Consider the following 2723-nt stretch of genomic DNA (forward strand, 5'->3'; position numbering starts at 1 on the left):
GTGCTGCTCCCGGCCGGCCCTGGGCCTCGTGCGGCGCCGGTCCGTACCTACGGCGTCGGCGCGCGGCGTCGGCGTCGGCGCGGCGACGGTGTCAGTGCATCGCGACGGTGGAGGAGCCGCTCGGCAGGTCGCTGGCCTTGGCCTTGATCACGAAGACCGCGACCAGCAGGGCGACCGCCGCGAGCGCGGCGCCCACGATGAAGCCGTGCGAAATCCCCTGGGTGAGCACGGTGTTCGCGGCGTCGGTGCCCTGCGGGAACTCATGGTGCTGCTGGAGGTAGGCCAGCTGCTCAGGCTTCGCGCTCTCCATGAACTTCGGCAGCTGCACGGCGGCTTCGGCCGTGGCGTAGTGCGCGAAGACCGTGGTCAGGATCGACAGGCCGAGCGAACCGCCGATCTGCTGCATCGAGTTGAGCAGGCCGGAGGCGGCGCCGGTCTCCTCGCCCGGGACGCCCGCGACCGCGAGCAGCATCACCGGGACGAAGATCAGGCCCATGCCGAAGCCGAACACCACCGTGGGGCCGAGGACCCCGTCCAGGTAGCCGCTGTCCTTGCTCATCTGGGTCAGCCAGGTGAGGCCGACGGTGACCAGCAGTGCGCCGCCCGCCATGAAGGGCTTCGGGCCGTACTTGGCCTGGAGGTTGGAGGCGATCTGCGCGGCGATGATGATCGCGACGCTGATCGGGAGGAAGGAGACGCCGGCCTTCAGCGGGCTGTAGCCGAGCGGACCCTGCACGAACAGCACGACGTAGAAGAAGATGCCGAACATGGCTGCCGCCAGGCAGAGCATCATCACCAGGCCGCCGGTGCGGTTGCGGTCGGCGAACAGGTGCATCGGCGTGATCGGCTGGTCGGTGCGGCTCTCGACCACGAGGAAGGCGGCGAGCAGGATCGCACCGGCCGCGAAGGAGCCGAGGGTGATGCCGTCCGACCAGCCGTCCGAGGCGGCCCGGATGAACCCGTAGACCAGGCCGACCAGGCCGAGCGTCGAGGTGAGGGCGCCGGGCAGGTCGAAGCGGCCCGGGTGGCGCTCGGACTCGGCGATGTGGCGCGGCGCGGCGATCGCGATCAGGATCGCGATCGGCACGTTGACGAAGAACACCCAGCGCCAGTTCAGGTACTCGGTGAGCAGACCGCCGGCCAACAGGCCGATCGCGGCGCCGGAGCCCGCCACCGCCGAGAACACGCCGAACGCACGGTTGCGTTCCGGCCCCTCGTCGAAGTTGGTGGCGATCAGGGCGAAGGCGGTCGGGGAACAGATCGCGCCGCCGATGCCCTGGAGTGCGCGGGCGGCCAGCAGCAGGCTGCTGTCCTGCGCGAAACCACCGAGCAGCGAGGCCAGGCCGAACAACAGGGTGCCGAAGATGAACACCCTTCGGCGGCCGAGGATGTCACCCGCGCGACCGCCGAGCAGCAGCAGCCCGCCGAAGGTCAGGGTGTAGGCGTTGATGACCCACGACAGGTCGGTGGTCGAGAAGCCCAGGGCGTCCCTGATGTGCGGCAGCGCGATGTTCACGATGGTCGCGTCGAGGACCACCATGAGCTGGGTGGCGGCGATGACGGTCAGGGTGATGCCCTTGCCCCGCCCCTGGTTCGTCGCTGGTGGTGGGTTCTTGCTGAGCGTGTCGGAGATAGCCACGAATGTGCCCCCTGTTGGCTATGTGCTCGGTGGTGCGGGGCCGACGGAGTCGCCGGTCCGGGCGTGGCGCTGCGCCCTTGCGCAGGCTGAGAAGGAACGGGATCGTTCACTAATCGGGACGATATCCTGGCCGTGATTGTGAACGCAAGCGTTCCTTAAGGGTGGTGGCGATGGAGCGGTTGGTGCGACGCCTGGTGGCGGACCGGTCCGGTCGGTCGCCGGGTGGTTCGGCGGGGCCGGCGCCCGGGGAGGCGGCTGTTCGGCCTGACGTCGTCGGGCCTGAGTCCGTGCGGTCCGGGGGTGTTCGGTCCGGGGCCGTTCGACCGGGGGCGGCGGATGCCGGGGTGGTGTCCGCAGGGTCGGGCGCAGGGTCGGGCGCGGGGTCGGGCGCGGGGCCGGGTGGCGAACCGGGCTTCTGTCCGGTGCGGGCCGCCCACCAGGCGCTGACGCGGCCGGCGCGGCGCCGGGGGAAGGAATTGGAGAACGCGATCTTCGAGGCCGCGCTCGACCAGCTCACCTCCGGCGGATACGCGCGGCTCACCATGGAAGGGGTCGCCAGTGCGGCGCGGACCGGGAAGGCCGCGCTCTACCGGCGCTGGGCGTCCAAGGACGAACTCGTCATCGACGCCCTGGACGCCACTCTTCCACGCCCTTACGACACCCCCGACCTCGGGTCCGCGCGTGACGAACTCCACCGGCTCATCGAGGGGTTCACACAGGCGATGACCTCCCCGACGGGCTCCGCGCTCAACGCGCTGATGGGCGAGATCGACCAGGAGCGGGCCGAGGTCTTCAAGGCCTTCATCACCGACCGGGTCATCGAGCCGACCGCGCGGACCATCCTGGAGATCCTGCGCCGCGGTGCCGAGCGCGGCGACGTCCGGCCCGGCGCGGCCACCCCGTTGGTGGCCGACGTCATTCCGGCGGTGCTGCTCTACCAGGTCAAGATCCGCGGGCTGGAGAACATGGGCCCGGGGTTCGCCGGTCGACTGGTGGACGAGGTGTTGGAGCCGATGATCCGGGCCTGAGGCGGTCGGTGCCGGGCCCGGGTGCCGCCGGGGTTGTGTACTGCCGGGCTTGGGCG

The 2723-nt window shown here is 70.8% G+C and carries 2 protein-coding genes; one reads left to right on the forward strand and one right to left on the reverse strand.

Annotation, left to right across the window (positions count from 1 at the left end):
- Positions 1 to 91: 91 nt before the first annotated feature.
- Positions 92 to 1639 (reverse strand): MFS transporter, encoded by a 1548-nt coding sequence (locus tag ACFU6K_RS35965; protein ID WP_380670382.1) that lies wholly within the window; start codon positions 1637 to 1639, stop codon positions 92 to 94.
- A gap of 476 nt (positions 1640 to 2115) precedes the next feature.
- Here ACFU6K_RS35965 and ACFU6K_RS35970 point away from each other — a divergent pair, with 476 nt between their 5' ends.
- Positions 2116 to 2667, forward strand: a complete 552-nt coding sequence (locus tag ACFU6K_RS35970) for a TetR/AcrR family transcriptional regulator (RefSeq protein ID WP_380670384.1) — start codon at positions 2116 to 2118, stop codon at positions 2665 to 2667.
- Positions 2668 to 2723 lie beyond the last annotated feature (56 nt).

The organism is Kitasatospora sp. NPDC057512, assembly GCF_042802135.1.
In the GTDB taxonomy this organism is placed as follows: Bacteria; Actinomycetota; Actinomycetes; order Streptomycetales; family Streptomycetaceae; genus Kitasatospora.